Here is a 14,041-nt window from a genome sequence, read left to right on the forward strand (position 1 = left end):
AGTGTGTGCCACATCTTCTTAGCCTACCCTACATATTGGGTCAAAACCCAACTACGCCGCGCGGTGAGCGCGACTTTTGGGCAACGATGCGGCCGAGTACAGCGCAAGAGCAGTCCAAATAAGGGCGAACGCAACCCCGTGCCAGACACCAAACGGTTCTTTGAAAATCAAAACCGCGCAGACGAACTGCAATGTGGGATTCAAATACTGGACCAAGCCAACGGTTCCAAGACGAACACGCTTGGTCGCATATGAGAAAAACATCAGTGGAATGGCCGTCATAGGCCCGCAAAGCGCCAAAAAGAGAAGCTCCGCCAGATTGCCAAAAACCGTCAGATCACCAAACCAGATCAACCAAACAGCAGCGAGCGGCGCAAATAACAGCACTTCGCACGCCACGGAAACGACAGGACCTGCCTCAAGCCGCTTTTTGATTAATCCGTAAATCCCGAAGGTCACAGCCAAAGCCAAAGCAATCCACGGTGGGGTTTGTGTCCCAATGGCCAGCACGCTTACTGCGACCACTGCAAGGCCAACCGCAAGGGCTTGGGCGCGGCTCAACTTTTCACCAAAAGCCAACATGCCCAGAACAACCGCCACAAGCGGGAAGATGTAATATCCAAGCGATGTTTCAGTGACACGGCCCACTTTTGTCGCCCAAATGAACAGGCCCCAATTAATTGCAATCATCACCGATGCGGTCGTAATGATCGCAATGTTCTTCGTGGTCGAAAGAGCCTTGGGGATTTGTGACAAGCGGCGCTGAAACATCAAAACACCCGCAAACAACAAAAGCGACCAAAGAGTCCGGTGCGCCAAAATATCAATGGTCGGGATATCGCTGAACTGTGCGTAGAAAAGCGGCGACAGCCCCCACACGACACAGGCGGCAATCATGGCCGCAACACCTTTGAAACTTTCAGTCATAACGCAGCAGTGCGCCCATTCAAGCGGCGGGTCAAATGAAAAAAGCCGCCGCTGATATCCTCAGGCGGCGGCTCAATTATTCGAGAAGCGTGCGCGCTATCACATGCGTGAAGCGACGTTCTCCCAGTTGACCAAGTTATCAAGGAAGTTGGTCAGATACGCGGGGCGCTTGTTGCGGAAATCAATGTAGTAGCTGTGCTCCCATACATCACAACCAAGCAGCGCAGTTTGACCAAAGCAAAGCGGGTTCACACCGTTTTCTGTCTTTGTCACTTTCAACGCACCGTCGGTGTCTTTCACCAACCATGCCCAACCAGAACCAAATTGGCCTGCGCCAGCAGCGCTGAATTGGGATTTGAATTCGTCGACTGAACCAAAGCTCTCCACGAGCGCCTTTTCAAGCTCAGACGGCATTGCAGACGCGTTCGGGCCCATCATTTCCCAAAACTGGTTGTGGTTCCAAAGCTGGCTGATGTTGTTGAAGATACCGTTTTGGGCAACGGACGTCGCGTCATATGTGCCGACGATGATCTCTTCCATGGATTTGCCGTCCCACTCGGTGCCAGCAATCAATTTGTTACCGTTGTCCACGTAAGCCTTGTGGTGCAGGTCGTGGTGGTACTCAAGTGTCTCAGCGGACATACCGTGCGCAGCAAGCGCATCATGTGCATAGGGAAGATCAGGAAGTTCAAAAGCCATCTGTGAGGCTCCTCTCTCGTCAATTGATATTACGGATCGCTACCGCATGAAATGAGGCGACACCGCCCCCACGTCAAGGGGCGCGTTCAAATGCGAGCCGGTTATTTTCGTGCGCTGGTTACTTTGGATAAACCTCTGCACCTTCGGCTGCGGCAGCGCTCAAGATACCAAAGACATACTCGGACACAGAGCGGAAGCAGATTACGTCGATTGTGCGCGCATCCCGCATCCAAAAAGCAGCAGCAACTTGGGCCATCCGCGTCCGGCGCATAGTACCAACAGCAAAACTGCTTGTGCGCATATCAGCGGGGCTCAATTTCGCAATAACGTCTCTCACGCCCGTGCCTTGTACGCGAATAATGCTGCGCGCGTCACTAACGTCCGCCAATAAGTGGTGCGTATCTTTCAGCGTTTTGCCCATCTTCGCGATCGCACCATCCACATCCGCATATTGCAGAACCACCAGCAATTCATCAGGCGACATCCAAGCAATGCCTTGATCTTTTGCGATCGTGCACATGCCGGCTTGGGGCATTTCTGCGCCACTGACACCTGTTGCAGCTTTTCTCACAGCGGCAGATGAAAGATCGCCGCGTAGTGTAATCATGCCGCGCGGGCCAAGGTCTTTGACCGTGACCGCCCCTTCAAAACGCTGCCCGTTCAGGGCCGAGATCGCCTTAGACATTTTGCTTAGCCCCCTCTTTATCGTAAAATACAGGATCAACGATTTCCGCGCGCACTTCGGTTCCGTCCGTCTTGGGGAAGGTCAACACTTCGCCCATACGGTCTGGACCGTCCTTAACCAGCGCCATGGCAATGCCCCGCTCCATTGTGGCGGAGTAGTAGCTTGATGTGATGCGTCCTTGAGTGTTGCGCTGACCGTTATCATTGACCCCGTCTGCAACCGCATATGCCCCATCAGGGATCACGCTGCGATCCGTGGTCAGCAAACCAACCAGTTTCCAGCGGGCAGGATCAGCCATAAAGCTACGCTCATGTGCGCGCTTGCCAAGGTAGTCTTCTTTTTTCTTCGATAGCGCCCATTGCAGGTTCAGATCCTGCGGTATGACCGTGCCATCAGTCTCGTCACCGATCATGATGAAGCCTTTTTCGGCACGAAGAACGTGAAGGGTTTCAGTACCGTAGGGCATCACGCCAAAGTCTTGGCCCGCTTTATAGATTGCGTCCCAAAGGGCGCGGGCTTGGCCTGCTTTCACGGCAATCTCGTAGGACAACTCACCCGAGAAACTGATGCGGAAAATGCGCACATCAATACCCGCAAGCGTACCATCAGCCCATCCCATAAATGACAGCGCGTCTTGGCGCACGTCCATCCCGCCAAGGGTTTCGAGAACTTTGCGCGCGTTCGGGCCAACAACAGCGATCTGACCATATTGCTCAGTGACGTTGGCAACGTAGACTTTCCAGTCCCACCATTCGGTTTGAAGCCACTCTTCCATGTGTTGATGAATGTGATCCGCCCCACCGGATGTGGTGTGGCACAGCCACGTGTCCTCATCGATGCGGGCAACAACACCGTCATCCATCAAAAAGCCGTTCTCTGAGCACATCAAACCATAGCGGCAGCGGCCGACTTTCAGGTTCGACATCATGTTCGTGTAGAGCATGTCAAGGAAACGACCTGCATCTGGACCTTTGACAATGATCTTACCCAAAGTTGAGGCATCCAGCAGACCAAGGTTTTCACGCGTGTTTTTCACTTCGCGGTTAACTGCATCTACGTGGCTCTCGCCGTCCCGCGTGTAGCAATATGGACGGCGCCAATGACCCACCGGCTCCCAGTACACGCCGTTGTCGTCATGCCAATCGTGCAGCGGGCTTCGGCGCATGGGTTGGAAAATATCACCCTTCGCCTCACCCGCGATCGATCCCATAGAAATTGGCGTGTAAGGCGGACGGAATGTGGTGGTGCCGACAGCCGGAATTGGCGCATTAAGCGCACCCGAAAGAACCGCCAGACCGTTGATATTGCTGAGCTTACCCTGATCTGTAGCCATGCCAAGCGTAGTGTAGCGCTTGGTGTGCTCAACACTCTCATAGCCCTCTTGGGCAGCCAGCTGAACATCGCTCACTTTCACGTCGTTCTGATAGTCCAGCCACATCTTCGCACGCAGCGAGATATTCGCGCCTTGGGGCATAATCCATACCGGTGCCATCGGCGCCTCAGTCACGTCAGTTGCAGACGGAACAGGATCTTTGGCCTTCACCTTTTTGCCGCACGCAGCGACGACTTTGGCTGCACAGCTTGCACCGTCAGCAAGGCCTGTGCCCAGCATCATATGTCCGTTCGCAGCACCAGCAACGCTTACAAACGCTTTGCCGTCGTGGCTTGTTGGCGCGCGATCTGGATCAGGGCGGAAAAACTGCCCTTCCTCATCCCACGTCAGCTTCCCACCGCAATGTGACCACATATGCACAACGGGGCTCCAGCCGCCTGACATTGCAACCACGTCACATTTAATTTCCTCAAGAACGGCACCTTCGCCTGCTTGCAAACAAAGCGCGACACCGGTCACACGTTTGGTGCCTTTGACTTTGGCGATGCCCATGCCCTGCTTTACTTCAATGCCCAAAGCGCGGGCCTCGGACACGAGCCCCTGATCGGCCATCGTGCGCGCATCAACAATGGCAGGCACGGACAAGCCCGCCTGAACCATGGCAATAGCCGTACGGTACGCATCGTCATTGTTGGTCACAACAACCGTGCGATCGCCTGCGCTAACGCCGTAGTTCACAGCATAGTCACGCACCGCGGACGCCAACATAACGCCCGGAATATCGTTACCGGCAAAAGACAAAGGCCGTTCAATCGCACCCGTTGCTGTGATGATCTGCTGCGCGCGGACTTTCCACAAACGGTGGCGCGGACCATCCAGTTCCGGCGCGTGATCGCGCAGACGCTCATAGCAAAGCACATAACCGTGGTCATACACCCCCGCGCCCATTGTACGGGTCCGCAGAGTGACATTCTTCATCTTTTCAAGGGCTTGAACGGCGTTATTGATCCATTCATCAACGGAAACACCGTCAATTTCAGAAGGCCCACCACAGGTTGCATCAACAGGTGCGCGGCCGCCCCACTCGCCATTTTGTTCCATCAAGGTCACATCAAGACCGGCACGCCCTGCGGTAAGAGCAGCACTCAAACCCGCCGTGCCGCCCCCAATGATCAAAACATCCGTGTGATGATAGAAATGCTCATAGGTATCGGGATCACGCGCTTCAGCGTCAGGTGCGCGGCCAAGGCCCGCAGAACGACGAATAAACGGCTCATAGACATGCTTCCACAAAGGCCGCGGGTGAATGAACATCTTGTAATAAAAACCCGCAGGCAAAAAACGTGACAGATGCTTGTTGATGGCACCGACATCAAATTCAAGGCTGGGCCAGTGGTTTTGGCTAGCGGCTTTCAAGCCCCCGAACAGCGGTGTAGTTGTGGCGCGCGCGTTGGGTTCGAACGTATTGCCTTCGCCCAAATTCATCAACGCGTTCGGCTCTTCCGCACCTGAGGCAACTACACCACGTGGACGGTGATATTTAAACGACCGGCCCATCAACATCTGATCTTCCCCCAAAAGGGCAGAAGCCAAAGTGTCACCTGCAAAACCGCTCAGGCGTTTGCCGTTAAATGTGAAATCTACTTTGGCGCTTCGGTCAATCAGACGGCCGCCATTTGCCAAACGTGTGCTCATGAAAAGTTTCTCCATGTCCAACCCGGCCGGGCGGCGCTAATCGCGTCAGTAATGTTTTTCGGAGGCTCAAGCGTTTGCGCGCTGTAAGTGCCAAACACTTCAAGCGTATTTGTGCAGCGCGCCGCGTGGAACCACTTGCCGCAACCGGCTGCGTGACGCCAGCGCTCAAAATGGATGCCTTTGGGGTTTTCGCGCTGGAACAAATACTGTTCAAACGCCGCGTCATCCGCGCCAACTGTCTCACGTTTAACGTGTGCTTCGCCGCCAGCAGACAGCTCTGTTTCATCTGCAGCGACGCCGCAATATGGGCATGTAAGGATCAGCATCGGGCAGCTCCGTTATTTAGGGCGAAATCGATGGGGTTTACTGTTAGGCTTGAAACAAGGGCGTTCAGTACACGCACCACGAAAGGAGTAAACTCTTGGATCAGAACACTATTTTGCTGTGTATCGGCGCAGCAGTTGTTGCTTTTGCCGTTATCATGTTTTTGCGCGAACAGGCCGCTATCAAGCGCCGCAAAGCCGCCAGAGGCGGACGCGAAGTTGACGTGAGCGACTTGATTGCTTTTGGCAGCGCTGCTGCAAAGGCCGAACGCGACGACGGAAAGACCTGATATCATCCGCATCAGTGCGCCACCCCTGCGGCAACACTTTCGTCGATGAAGCGGCCTTCGCGGAAACGGTCCAAGCCGAACTGATCAGTCAAAGGTGAATGTCCTTTGGCGATCAGCTCTGCCATACCCCAGCCAGATCCCGGAATTGCCTTGAACCCGCCTGTCCCCCAACCGCAGTTGATGAACATACCTTCAACTGGGGTCTTGGACAAAATCGGCGAGCGGTCACCCGTTACATCAACGATCCCGCCCCATTGGCGCAGCATCTTTAGCCGCGAGATCATTGGGAATGTCTCACAAAGCGCGCGCACAGTTTCTTCAACATGATGGAAAGAACCACGTTGTGTATAGGCGTTATGGCTGTCTGTACCACCACCGATGACCATCTCGCCTTTGTCAGATTGGCTCATGTAACCGTGGACAGTATTGGCCATCACAACCACGTCCATGCACGGCTTAATCGGCTCTGACACCAACGCCTGCAGCGGCACTGACTCGATAGGCAGACGGAAGCCCGCCATATCCGCAAGCACACCGGAATGTCCTGCAACGACAACACCTAGCTTGTTGCAGCTGATATCGCCTTGGGTCGTAGTGACGCCAGTCACTTTCCCGCCCGAACGTTTCACCGCTGTCACTTCGGTTTGCTGAATAATGTCCATACCCATGTCGGAGCACGCGCGGGCATAGCCCCACGCAACCGCATCGTGACGGGCCGTACCGCCACGCGCTTGCCACAGGCCACCCAGAACAGGGTATCGGGGGCCATCCAAGTTAATGATCGGCACCAGTTCTTTGACGCGCTTAGGCTCAATCCATTCTGTCGTAACGCCTTGCAAAGCATTTGCGTGGGCCGTGCGTTTATAGCCGCGCACCTCGTGATGGGTCTGCGCCAGCATGATCACACCGCGCGGGCTGAACATAATGTTGTAGTTCAGATCCTGCGACAGGGTCTCGTACAAACTGCGGGCTTTTTCATAAATCGCAGCGGACGGGTCTTGCAGATAGTTTGACCGGATAATCGTCGTGTTGCGGCCCGTATTACCGCCACCCAGCCAACCTTTCTCGATAATCGCTACGTTCGTGATGCCAAAGTTGCGTCCCAAGTAATACGCAGTGGCCAATCCATGACCACCAGCGCCAACGATGATCACATCATAATGACTTTTGGGCGCACGTTTTGCCCACGCACGGCCCCACCCTTTGTGATAAGTCAAAGCCTCTTTCGCGATTGCGAAGGCAGAATATTTCTTCATCGGGCAGCCTCATACATAAGTGGCGCAGAAAGGATCGATCGTGAGGTAGTGATGCCACGGGTCAACATGCGCTGAAAGCCGCGCGGCGTCGCTTCCCTGCGGTTTTGCGACAACTGCGCACAGATGATCAAGGCCTCTTTTTGTTTGGTTCCGCAGCCGCTAGATAGTGCAGCATGAAAAAGGCAGAAAAACCATGATTTGGCTAATATTTTGGACAATTTCCGGCATTCTTGCGCTGAGTGCGATGATTTGGATTGTCGCAGCGTTTTGGCGCACGGCCGATGCTGATGCAGATTCCAAAAGCTATGATGTCGATGTTTACAAAGCACAGCTCGCCGAAGTTGATCGCGACTTGGCACGCGGCATTGTCACTGAAGACCAAGCAGACGCCGTTCGCCTTGAAATCTCGCGCCGTCTTTTGGCCGCCGACGCATCTGCGCAGGCCCAAAACGGGACAGCCCCCGACGCACCAGCACCGGTTACCAAGGCTGCCGCAGTTTTGGGCGGTGCTGCAGTGATTGCAGGTGCGTTGGGGCTTTATGCAACGATCGGCGCGCCCGGCTACGGGGACCTGCCCCACGCGGAACGCCTACGCATCGCCGAACAGCTGCGCGCCGAGCGTCCCAGCCAAGAAATGGCCCAGAGCCAGGCAAGCCAAACACTCAGAAAGCCCACAGCTGAACAATTGCCCGAAGGCTATCTTGAGTTGGTTGAGACTTTGCGCACCACAGTCGCGGAACGGCCAGATGACGCACGTGGCCAAAGTCTGTTGGCAAACGCAGAAGCGCGGCTTGGCAATTACACCGCCGCGTACATGGCCCAACAAAATGTAATCCGGACCCAAGGTAATGACGCCACAGCCGAAGACTGGGCATTGGCGGGTGAGTTTATGGTTCTGGCGGCAGGCGGTTATGTCTCCCCCGAGGCCGAGAACGCCTTTGCCCAAGCGCTGCAAAAAGACGCCAACCAACCGCAGTCACGCTTTTACATCGGGCGCATGTTTGCCCAAACAGGTAGGCCAGATCGGGCGTTCCAGCTTTGGCGTCAACTCTTGGATGCCAGCAGCCCCGTGGACCCTTGGGTTGTTCCCATCCGCGCCGAGATCGAGGACCTAGCGGACCGTGCGGGCATCCGCTATCAGCTTCCACCTGATGCCGCTGGCCCCTCTGCCGAAGCCATCGCCGCTGCGCGCGATATGTCGGCTGAGGACCGCACAACAATGATTCGTGGCATGGTCAGCACGCTCAACACACGCCTTGCAACCGAAGGCGGTACCCCCGCCGATTGGGCACGCCTGATCAATGCATACAGCGTTTTGGGCGAGATCGACGCCGCCACGGCAATTTGGCAAAACGCCAAAGAAAGCTTTGCGGACGCGCCTGAAGCCCTTGCCATTATCAAACGCGCCGCAGTCGCGTCAGGGATACCCCAATGATTTTTGAAGACATCGCAGAGTTTGCAGAAATGCTGCCGAATTTCACGGCCCTTGCGGGTCTTGACCTGGGCACAGTTACCTTGGGCGTCGCCGTGAGTGATACATTAATGTCAGTGGCCACCCCATTGGAAACCATCAAGCGCAAGAAGTTCGGCGTGGACGCTGCCTCCTTGGCAAAAATCTGCGCCCACCGCGAAGTTGGGGGCATTGTGCTAGGCCTGCCACGCAACATGGACGGAACAGAAGGCCCCCGCGCGCAATCTACACGCGCGTTCGCCCGCAACCTTGAACGGCTTGAGGCCTTTGCCAAAGTCCCCATCACTTTTTGGGACGAACGCCTGTCGACCGTCGCGGCAGAACGCGCGCTGATTGAGGCGGACACATCACGCAAACGACGCGCAGAAGTCATTGACCACGTTGCCGCCGGATATATCTTGCAAGGCGCGCTGGATCGTCTGCGCCATTTAAAGGGATAAAAACATGCCGACAGATGCCCCCGTTTGGCAACGCGCCGAGATCGAAAGCCCTTGCGTAAATATTTGCGTTATCCACCCTGAAACGCGGCTGTGCACAGGCTGCTTGCGATCAATTGACGAGATCGGTGTATGGTCATCCCTGTCTGCCGACGCGCGAAAGAACGTAATGGATGACCTGCCAAACCGCGCATCCCTGCTAAAGCAACGCCGCGGCGGACGGGCCGCACGGTTAAAGCGCTAATCCCTTATTCTTTTGTTGATAAATATCCGCGCCGCAGGCTTTCGCTGCCGGTGCGAAACAAGCAACGCACTTTATAGCTCAATATCCAGCCAAGCACGCCCATCGCCCAAATCTGGACGAAAAAATGCTGTCATGCGACCGAGTCCGCCTGGATCACCGACCTCTGGATTCCAAGGATCCGTGCCGTGCAGCAAAAACGGATGCAACAAAGCCGCCTGCCCTTTTGTGATATTGAGCGGAACCTTTGGGCAGCAGTCAAATACCTCACGCCGAGCCGCTTGATAGGCGTCAGTGATATCGACCTGTGAGGGGTCCGCATCACCGATCGCTTCACGGAGGGCACGCTGCATGATGGTCTGACTTCCCTGCCACACGACCGTTGGCGCAGCAGCAACTTTACCCAGCGGGATCGCCAAAATATAGGCGTGATACTCCATTGCAAAGCGTCGTTTTTGCGGACCAACAGGCAGCAAGCCATCCACATGGGCGGCTGATCGGTTCAAACGGTAGCGGTGGTTGGCGTCACTCTCGCCCACGTCTTGTTTGGGGTAGCCGGGGTAAATGATCGAGACCTGAGCGCGGTGCAAAGCCAGCGTTGGAACAGCATCGCGCCACGCCCCCATCAACGGCACATCACCAATGGCACCGTCTGGCATATTTGGAAGCGCGTCCACACCCACAAACCACGTCTTGCCGTGCCGCAAATTAGCCGCTTGCACCGCGGGATCACGTGCGATCGGGCGCATGACCTCTGCTGCTTTGTCAGACCATTCAGCCACCCGCGGATCGTGCGGGTAAATCACAAAGCCAGATGATCCAAGCAGCCCCATAACCTACAAGTTATGCCAAAAACACGCCGCGCAACATATTGCCCGCAACGCAAATTAAGAAAAACGCAAACGCACGCTTTAATGGCTTGGGGTCCATCCAATGGGCAAGCTTCGCCCCAAGTGGCGCGGTCAGCAATGTCATCGAAATTGTAAGGCCGAAGGCGACCACGTTTATTGCCCCGAAAGTGAGCGGCGGCTTAGAGCTTGGCTCAATCTCAACGAACATAAACCCAATCGCAGACGGCACTGCGATCAGCGCACCCAAACCGGCCGCCGTCGCCACAGCGCGGTGGATCGGGACGTTGAACAAGGTTTGGTAAGGCACGCAGAACGCACCGCCGCCAATGCCCATAAGCACTGACAAAAACCCAACGACCAACGAAGTGACGTACCCCACAACGCCGCGCGGCAAAACATCACCCAATCGCCAATGCGGCCGACCAAACGCCATGTAGAGCCCCACCAAAAGCCCTAAACTGCCAAAAATGCCTTGCAAGGTGACTGATTTAAGTTCTGACGCAATCCAAACGCCGACAACTGCGCCAAGCGCAATTCCGGGCGTCCAAGCCCGCAGCATTTCCCAGTTTACAGAGCCCTTTTTATGGTGACTTTGGACCGAGCGCACAGATGTCACAACAATCGTCGCAAGTGACGTCGCAACACAGACCTGCATAAGCTGAGGGCCATCATAGCCAAGCGACGACAACAGGTAAAAATACCCTGGGACCAGTACGATGCCCCCACCAACCCCCAAAAGACCAGCAAGCACGCCCGCAAAAGCACTAAACGCCAAAAGGGTCGTCACCAACGGTATTAATTCAGCTACGTCAGGCATTTAGGCGCCCCTTCTCATATGTCTTTTGATATATCTTCTAAGGCTTTGTTTTCGCCGTTCTGTGCAGTTTCTGCCGCTTGTTTGATAAGACCATAAGCGTCGCGCAGGACGTGCGCGTCCGCTCCGGTTTTTGGGGCATGCTCAGACAGATAGCGCCGCCATGCACGCGCACCAGGTTGTCCAGAAAACAGCCCCAGCATATGACGCGTGACCTGGTGCAGCTTACCGCCGTCGGCGAGGTGCGCCTCGATATGGTTGACCATCGCCTCAATCACGTCATCCATCGGGCGCGGTCCGCGCTTGGCCCAGATGCGCTGATCCGCCTGCGACAAGATCGCGGCAGGATCATGATATGCAGCGCGCCCCACCATGACACCGTCCAAACCGCGTTCAAGCAGCGCTTCGGCTTCATCCAAGCTTCCCACCCCGCCATTGATAGAAAGATGCAGATGGGGGAACATTTCCTTCATCCGCACAACCAACTCATAATCCAACGGCGGAATATCGCGGTTTTCCTTGGGGCTTAGCCCTTGAAGCCAAGCTTTGCGCGCGTGGATAGTAAAGCGCCCCACACCAGCTGCACTTACCCGCGCAAGAAAATCAGGCAGCACTTCGGCGGGGTCTTGGTCGTCTACTCCGATGCGGCATTTGACTGTAACCTCGACGTCCTGCGCATCGATCATTGCAGCACAGCATTCAGCGACAATATCCGGGCGCTCCATCAATACGGCGCCAAAGCTGCCGGACTGGACACGGTCACTGGGACAACCACAATTCAAATTAATCTCAGCATAGCCCTCGTCCGCGCCCATGGCGGCCGCCTCAGTCAGCTCTTTTGGGTCAGACCCTCCAAGCTGCAAGGCCACTGGCTGCTCGGACTGATCAAAGCGAAGCAAATGCCGCGCCCCGCCCCGCACCAACGCCGGCGCCGTTACCATTTCAGTATAGAGCAACGCGTGGTCTGACAGCACGCGGTGAAACGTACGGCAATGGCGGTCCGTCCAGTCCATCATCGGGGCCACAGACAGGCGGGCTGATTTCAGCAAAGTCATTTGATCGGGTCGTGTCATACGCTGCGTTTACCCTGTGCGTTTGAGCAATGCATCCTGATTATTACCCAGCCGACAGATATGCCGGCAGCGTTATAGCAAGATCGCACGGCTCTCGCGCGCAGATTGCTGCGCAGCAAGCCCCATAGCAACAGCGCGCGCCCCATCATCAAGTGTCACTTCAACTGTTCCGTGCCCAAGGCATACGTCGAAAAACTTGCGATGTTGATAGAACGTAGAGCCATTATGATCCCCCGCATCCAGAATAGTCGGATCAACAGGCACGTCGATAACCGTCTCACCTGCGGGGTTACGCGGGCTGACCAACACCTGCGGGATCGGTGCCGGCCCCAAATGATCCGGCCAAAAACGGCGTGGTCCCGGAACAAGGCACTCAATTTTACCGTTCGGCCCCACGGCGCTTACGGCCTCTTGGTATTTGGAGCCTTCCGCAAACATACACAATTCAAGCATCGCCCGCGCGCCTTTGGCGAAATCCACAATCACGTAGCCGTTGTCCCAAATATCCGGCGTTTGACCATCGTAGGTTTCATCAAGGTGGTTCACTGACTGGCCTGCACTGGCCATAATCCGCACAGGCTCATCCTTCATGACAAGGCGCATCAGATCAAAGAAATGACAGCATTTTTCCACCAGCGTGCCGCCAGTGTTTGCATTAAACCGGTTCCAATCGCCCACTTTGGGCAGAAACGGAAAGCGGTGCTCGCGAATGGTCAGCATTTTCACACCACCCGTTACCGATGCCGCTTCTTGTAGCAGCGTCGCAATTGGCGGCATATAGCGGTACTCCATCGCGACCCAAACCGGCGCTGTGTAATTGGCCGCAAATGCCTGCACCTGTGTTGCCTGCGCAGGGTCGGTATAAAGCGGCTTTTCGCACAAGACTGGGCGATGCTTGTAGGCCGCGATTTGCTCAAGCTGGCCAATGTGCAAATGGTTGGGGCTGACGATAACAAGCGCGTCTACATCATCGCGGGCCAAAAGCGCGTCAAAACTTTCAGCTACCTCAGCCCCGCCTGCAAGGGCAGCCGCCTGCTCAGCCAACTCGCGCACTGGATCATAAGTGGCGGTCACAACCGCCCCTTCAATGAGCGCAATATTGCGGATGTGCTCTCCGGCCATCATGCCGCATCCGATGATGCCGTAACGAACTTTAGTCATAGTATCTTCCCGTTAGAAACGATTGATATAAGCGGCTTTTTTCGCATCAAACCACGTTTGTGAATATTCAACGGCGCGCCCCTCAAGATCGCGCGCCACCCGTGTGATATGGCTTACAGCATCACCAATTTGCGGTCCGAATTCGACGTGCCGCCACAAAGGGACGCGGTCCATCCCGACACTGTCTTGAGCACGCGCGATACGCACGCCGAAGCGCTGTTCATACATCAAATACAGGGCATCTTGCAGATCAGTAATCCCGAGGGCTGTGATTGCCTGCGCGTTGACCCAAATTTCCTCGATCGCGACGGCGGTGCCATCCAAAAGCCTAAGGCGGCGGATACGGTGCCCGTGATCAAAAGGCGCATCAGCGGGCGCGTCCATCGTGTCAACACTGATCGGCCTTGCCGTGGGTAAGCCGCCGCCTGTTAGCAACTCAAGACGCAACAACCCGTAGATGCTTTCGACGCCCCCGCGCGAGCGCACATAGTTACCCGAGCCTTGGATACGCTCCAACAGCCCCTTCTCTTCCAGAATGATCAGTGCTTTGCGCAACGTGCCAACACTCACGCCGCGCTCTGCGGCCATGTCACGTTCTGGCGGTAACTTATGTCCATCGGCCAGCCGCCCCGCCGCAATTTCACGGATCAGCAACTCGCTTAAGGCAATGTATTTGGGCAGCGCGGCATCATCCGCAGCACGCATCATGCTTGGCGATATATACGCTTCATTTTGCACCACACGGCCCTCCCGCTCCTTAATCATGTGCGTTCTCAGGCGTCCCA

At 55.7% G+C, this 14,041-nt stretch carries 15 protein-coding genes; 4 read left to right on the forward strand and 11 right to left on the reverse strand.

The window, feature by feature from the left end:
- Window positions 1-51: 51 nt before the first annotated feature.
- The 5 genes from rarD to NeNHUV3_RS02850 all read right to left on the reverse strand — a co-directional run bounded on the left by rarD (window position 52) and on the right by NeNHUV3_RS02850 (window position 5,665).
- Window positions 52-927 carry an EamA family transporter RarD gene (gene rarD / locus NeNHUV3_RS02830; RefSeq protein ID WP_391482366.1) on the reverse strand — a complete coding sequence of 292 codons (876 nt, stop codon included), beginning with the start codon at window positions 925-927 and terminating at the stop codon, window positions 52-54.
- A 99-nt stretch (window positions 928-1,026) separates the two neighbouring features.
- Window positions 1,027-1,626: a superoxide dismutase gene (locus tag NeNHUV3_RS02835; RefSeq protein WP_048598070.1), complete on the reverse strand. Its 600-nt coding sequence runs from the start codon at window positions 1,624-1,626 to the stop codon at window positions 1,027-1,029.
- A 118-nt stretch (window positions 1,627-1,744) separates the two neighbouring features.
- Window positions 1,745-2,311 (reverse strand): sarcosine oxidase subunit gamma, encoded by a 567-nt coding sequence (locus tag NeNHUV3_RS02840; protein WP_391482367.1) that lies wholly within the window; start codon window positions 2,309-2,311, stop codon window positions 1,745-1,747.
- Entirely contained in the window at window positions 2,304-5,339 is a 3,036-nt protein-coding gene (locus tag NeNHUV3_RS02845; protein ID WP_391482369.1) for a sarcosine oxidase subunit alpha family protein, read from the reverse strand. Before NeNHUV3_RS02845 ends, NeNHUV3_RS02840 begins: the two co-directional genes overlap by 8 nt.
- The gene (locus NeNHUV3_RS02850; protein ID WP_334066024.1) at window positions 5,336-5,665 is read right to left on the reverse strand and encodes a sarcosine oxidase subunit delta; all 330 of its coding nucleotides are present in this window, start codon (window positions 5,663-5,665) and stop codon (window positions 5,336-5,338) included. Before NeNHUV3_RS02850 ends, NeNHUV3_RS02845 begins: the two co-directional genes overlap by 4 nt.
- Window positions 5,666-5,760: 95 nt before the next feature.
- Here NeNHUV3_RS02850 and NeNHUV3_RS02855 point away from each other — a divergent pair, with 95 nt between their 5' ends.
- Complete coding sequence (locus NeNHUV3_RS02855) at window positions 5,761-5,952, forward strand: hypothetical protein (protein ID WP_391482371.1); 192 nt, start codon at window positions 5,761-5,763, stop codon at window positions 5,950-5,952.
- A gap of 11 nt (window positions 5,953-5,963) precedes the next feature.
- Here NeNHUV3_RS02855 and NeNHUV3_RS02860 read toward each other — a convergent pair whose 3' ends face one another.
- A complete protein-coding gene (locus NeNHUV3_RS02860) occupies window positions 5,964-7,208 on the reverse strand; it encodes a sarcosine oxidase subunit beta family protein (RefSeq protein WP_391482372.1) in 1,245 nt (414 codons plus the stop codon).
- 193 nt (window positions 7,209-7,401) lie between these two features.
- Between NeNHUV3_RS02860 and ccmI the strand changes: the two genes are divergently transcribed.
- The 3 genes from ccmI to NeNHUV3_RS02875 are packed head-to-tail and all read left to right on the forward strand — an operon-like array spanning window position 7,402 to window position 9,360.
- Window positions 7,402-8,643 carry a c-type cytochrome biogenesis protein CcmI gene (ccmI, locus tag NeNHUV3_RS02865; protein WP_391482374.1) on the forward strand — a complete coding sequence of 414 codons (1,242 nt, stop codon included), beginning with the start codon at window positions 7,402-7,404 and terminating at the stop codon, window positions 8,641-8,643.
- On the forward strand, window positions 8,640-9,119 hold the full coding sequence (gene ruvX, locus NeNHUV3_RS02870) for a Holliday junction resolvase RuvX (RefSeq protein WP_391482375.1): 480 nt from the start codon (window positions 8,640-8,642) through the stop codon (window positions 9,117-9,119). The genes ccmI and ruvX overlap by 4 nt, the downstream gene beginning before the upstream one ends.
- Window positions 9,120-9,123: 4 nt before the next feature.
- Window positions 9,124-9,360 (forward strand): DUF1289 domain-containing protein, encoded by a 237-nt coding sequence (locus tag NeNHUV3_RS02875; RefSeq protein WP_341247027.1) that lies wholly within the window; start codon window positions 9,124-9,126, stop codon window positions 9,358-9,360.
- 71 nt (window positions 9,361-9,431) lie between these two features.
- Here the strand turns inward: NeNHUV3_RS02875 and NeNHUV3_RS02880 are convergent, their stop codons facing one another.
- From NeNHUV3_RS02880 to NeNHUV3_RS02900, 5 genes are all read right to left on the reverse strand, one after another.
- Window positions 9,432-10,190, reverse strand: coding sequence for a hypothetical protein (locus NeNHUV3_RS02880; protein WP_391482377.1), 759 nt, complete (start codon window positions 10,188-10,190; stop codon window positions 9,432-9,434).
- A gap of 10 nt (window positions 10,191-10,200) precedes the next feature.
- On the reverse strand, window positions 10,201-11,025 hold the full coding sequence (locus NeNHUV3_RS02885; protein ID WP_391482378.1) for a sulfite exporter TauE/SafE family protein: 825 nt from the start codon (window positions 11,023-11,025) through the stop codon (window positions 10,201-10,203).
- A 14-nt stretch (window positions 11,026-11,039) separates the two neighbouring features.
- Complete coding sequence (gene dusA, locus NeNHUV3_RS02890; RefSeq protein ID WP_391482380.1) at window positions 11,040-12,095, reverse strand: tRNA dihydrouridine(20/20a) synthase DusA; 1,056 nt, start codon at window positions 12,093-12,095, stop codon at window positions 11,040-11,042.
- 72 nt (window positions 12,096-12,167) lie between these two features.
- Window positions 12,168-13,256, reverse strand: a complete 1,089-nt coding sequence (locus NeNHUV3_RS02895) for a Gfo/Idh/MocA family protein (RefSeq protein ID WP_391482382.1) — start codon at window positions 13,254-13,256, stop codon at window positions 12,168-12,170.
- A 12-nt stretch (window positions 13,257-13,268) separates the two neighbouring features.
- Window positions 13,269-14,021: a GntR family transcriptional regulator gene (locus NeNHUV3_RS02900; protein WP_391482384.1), complete on the reverse strand. Its 753-nt coding sequence runs from the start codon at window positions 14,019-14,021 to the stop codon at window positions 13,269-13,271.
- Window positions 14,022-14,041: the final 20 nt, after the last annotated feature.

It is taken from the genome of Nereida sp. NH-UV-3, from assembly GCF_042939535.1.
GTDB lineage: Bacteria > Pseudomonadota > Alphaproteobacteria > Rhodobacterales > Rhodobacteraceae > Nereida > Nereida ignava.

What these genes read in the sequence shown, in the direction of transcription:
- rarD (WP_391482366.1), bottom strand. Translation starts at nt 927, where the DNA reads ATGACTGAAAGTTTCAAAGGTGTTGCGGCCATGATTGCCGCCTGTGTC.
- NeNHUV3_RS02835 (WP_048598070.1), bottom strand. Translation starts at nt 1,626, where the DNA reads ATGGCTTTTGAACTTCCTGATCTTCCCTATGCACATGATGCGCTTGCT.
- NeNHUV3_RS02840 (WP_391482367.1), bottom strand. Translation starts at nt 2,311, where the DNA reads ATGTCTAAGGCGATCTCGGCCCTGAACGGGCAGCGTTTTGAAGGGGCG.
- NeNHUV3_RS02845 (WP_391482369.1), bottom strand. Translation starts at nt 5,339, where the DNA reads ATGAGCACACGTTTGGCAAATGGCGGCCGTCTGATTGACCGAAGCGCC.
- NeNHUV3_RS02850 (WP_334066024.1), bottom strand. Translation starts at nt 5,665, where the DNA reads ATGCTGATCCTTACATGCCCATATTGCGGCGTCGCTGCAGATGAAACA.
- NeNHUV3_RS02860 (WP_391482372.1), bottom strand. Translation starts at nt 7,208, where the DNA reads ATGAAGAAATATTCTGCCTTCGCAATCGCGAAAGAGGCTTTGACTTAT.
- ccmI (WP_391482374.1), top strand. Translation starts at nt 7,402, where the DNA reads ATGATTTGGCTAATATTTTGGACAATTTCCGGCATTCTTGCGCTGAGT.
- ruvX (WP_391482375.1), top strand. Translation starts at nt 8,640, where the DNA reads ATGATTTTTGAAGACATCGCAGAGTTTGCAGAAATGCTGCCGAATTTC.
- NeNHUV3_RS02875 (WP_341247027.1), top strand. Translation starts at nt 9,124, where the DNA reads ATGCCGACAGATGCCCCCGTTTGGCAACGCGCCGAGATCGAAAGCCCT.
- NeNHUV3_RS02880 (WP_391482377.1), bottom strand. Translation starts at nt 10,190, where the DNA reads ATGGGGCTGCTTGGATCATCTGGCTTTGTGATTTACCCGCACGATCCG.
- NeNHUV3_RS02885 (WP_391482378.1), bottom strand. Translation starts at nt 11,025, where the DNA reads ATGCCTGACGTAGCTGAATTAATACCGTTGGTGACGACCCTTTTGGCG.
- dusA (WP_391482380.1), bottom strand. Translation starts at nt 12,095, where the DNA reads ATGACACGACCCGATCAAATGACTTTGCTGAAATCAGCCCGCCTGTCT.
- NeNHUV3_RS02895 (WP_391482382.1), bottom strand. Translation starts at nt 13,256, where the DNA reads ATGACTAAAGTTCGTTACGGCATCATCGGATGCGGCATGATGGCCGGA.
- NeNHUV3_RS02900 (WP_391482384.1), bottom strand. Translation starts at nt 14,021, where the DNA reads ATGATTAAGGAGCGGGAGGGCCGTGTGGTGCAAAATGAAGCGTATATA.